Below are 2,393 nucleotides of genomic sequence, written 5' to 3'. Positions count from 1 at the left end.
GATCAGGGTTTCGATGTGCTGCAGCGTTCGCTCTATCGGCGGCGGCGTGGTCAGCGGGTGATCCGCCTTGTACGGGCCTTCCGGCATGTTGCGCATGCACTGGTCGATGATCTTGATGCTCTGGCGCATCTCTTCGACGCGGACCATGCAGCGATCGTAGGCATCGCCATTGGCGGCCAGCGGTACTTCGAATTCGAAGTTCTCGTAGCCGGAGTAGGGACGCGCTTTACGCAGGTCGAAGTCGCAACCGGTCGAACGCAGACCGGCACCGGTGACGCCCCATTCCAGAGCTTCTTTGGTGTTGTACTGCGCGACGCCGATGGTCCGGCCTTTGAGGATGCTGTTCTGCAGGGCCGCCTTGGTGTACTCGTCGAGGCGCTTTGGCAGCCATTCAACGAAGTCTTTCACCAGTTTGTCCCAGCCGCGCGGCAGGTCGTGGGCGACGCCACCGATGCGGTACCAGGCCGGGTGCAGACGGAAACCGGTAATGGCTTCGATCACCGTGTACGCCTTCTGGCGGTCGGTGAAGGTGAAGAACACCGGGGTCATGGCGCCGACGTCCTGGATGTAGGTCCCCAGGAACAGCAGATGGCTGGTGATCCGGAAGAACTCGGCCATCATGATGCGGATGACGTCGACCTTCTCCGGCACTTTAATGCCGGCCAGCTTCTCGACCGAGAGCACGTACGGCAGGTTGTTCATCACGCCGCCGAGGTAGTCGATACGGTCGGTGTACGGGATGAAGCTGTGCCAGGACTGACGCTCGGCCATTTTCTCGGCACCACGGTGGTGGTAACCGATGTCCGGTACGCAGTCGACGATTTCTTCACCGTCCAGCTGCAGAATGATGCGGAACGCACCGTGCGCCGAAGGGTGGTTCGGGCCCAGGTTGAGGAACATGTAGTCCTCGTTGGCCCCGGAACGCTTCATGCCCCAGTCTTCAGGACGGAAGCGCGCGGCTTCTTCCTCAAGCTGCTGCTTGGCGAGGTTGAGGCTGAACGGATCGAATTCGGTGGCGCGCGCCGGGAAGTCCTTGCGCAGCGGGTGACCTTCCCAGGTCGGCGGCATCATGATGCGCGACAGGTGCGGGTGGCCTTTGAAGTCGATGCCGTACATGTCCCAGACTTCACGCTCGTACCAGTTGGCGTTCGGCCAGATGCTGGTGACGGTCGGCAAGCTCAGGTCGCTTTCGGACAAGGCGACTTTGATCATCACGTCACTATTACGCTCAAGCGACATGAGGTGATAGAACACGGTGAAGTCGGCGCCCGATGGCAGCCCTTGACGCTTGGTGCGCAGACGCTCGTCCACGCCGTGCAGGTCATAGAGCATGACGTACGGCTTGGGCAGGTTGCGCAGGAAGGTCAGGACTTCGACAAGTCTGGCGCGCGCCACCCACAGCACCGGCATGCCGGTGCGAGTCGACTGAGCGGTGAACGCTTCGGCGCCAAAACGGTTGTTCAATTCGACGACCACATCCTGGTCGTCTGCCTTATAAGGCGGGATGTACAGAGCGCTGCCTGTAGTCATGGTTATTTTTTCGCTTTCGGTCAACGTAAAGAATGAAGCCAGCTTCTCGTTTCTTTGTAAGAACAGACTGGATCAGACTTCGTCAGGGCTGCGCAGGTTGGTGACTGCGATTCGCTGTTCGCGGCGCTGTTCCTTCTGCGAAGGCATGTCGGCGCGATAAACGCCTTGATCACCAACGACCCAGGAAAGCGGACGACGCTCCTGTCCAATCGATTCCTGCAACAGCATCAAGCCTTGAAGGAATGCTTCTGGACGAGGCGGGCAGCCAGGTACGTAGACGTCCACGGGCAGGAACTTGTCCACCCCTTGAACCACGGAGTAGATGTCGTACATGCCACCGGAGTTGGCGCACGAACCCATGGAGATAACCCACTTCGGTTCGAGCATTTGCTCGTAGAGACGCTGAATGATCGGCGCCATCTTGATGAAGCAGGTACCGGCGATAACCATGAAGTCGGCCTGACGCGGTGATGCCCGGATAACTTCGGCGCCAAAGCGCGCGATGTCGTGGGGCGCCGTGAAGGCGGTGGTCATTTCCACATAGCAGCACGAAAGGCCGAAGTTGTACGGCCACAGGGAGTTTTTACGCCCCCAATTGACCGCGCCACTCAGCACGTCTTCGAGCTTGCCCATGAAAATGTTTTTGTGAACTTGATCCTCTAACGGATCGGCAACGGTTTCCCGTTCGCCAATCGGATACTGCTCGTTAGGAGCATCGGGGTCGATTCTGGTGAGATTGTATTGCATTGCCAAAGCCTCATTGTTTCAGCTTCGCCTGCCGCTTGCGACGAGCTTCCGGAGACCAGTCAAGGGCGCCCACACGGAACATGTAGACAAGACCTGCCAACAGAAATGCTATGAAA

The 2,393-nt window shown here is 58.8% G+C and carries 2 protein-coding genes and 1 pseudogene; all 3 read right to left on the bottom strand.

Annotated elements, in window-relative coordinates; all coding sequences use genetic code 11:
• A partial coding sequence (nuoC, locus tag ACIOUG_RS26960) for an NADH-quinone oxidoreductase subunit C/D (protein ID WP_401070210.1) occupies window positions 1-1,530 on the bottom strand: 1,530 nt, incomplete at its 3' end.
• A gap of 72 nt (window positions 1,531-1,602) precedes the next feature.
• Window positions 1,603-2,277: a NuoB/complex I 20 kDa subunit family protein gene (locus ACIOUG_RS26955; RefSeq protein ID WP_401070207.1), complete on the bottom strand. Its 675-nt coding sequence runs from the start codon at window positions 2,275-2,277 to the stop codon at window positions 1,603-1,605.
• A gap of 10 nt (window positions 2,278-2,287) precedes the next feature.
• Window positions 2,288-2,393 (bottom strand): annotated as a pseudogene (locus tag ACIOUG_RS26950) (NADH-quinone oxidoreductase subunit A); the annotation flags it as partial.

This window comes from Pseudomonas sp. NPDC087803, from assembly GCF_044742995.1.
Taxonomy (GTDB): domain Bacteria; phylum Pseudomonadota; class Gammaproteobacteria; order Pseudomonadales; family Pseudomonadaceae; genus Aquipseudomonas.
The sequence above is the reverse complement of the archived record's forward strand: the minus strand, read 5'-3'. Positions and strand labels throughout refer to the sequence as shown.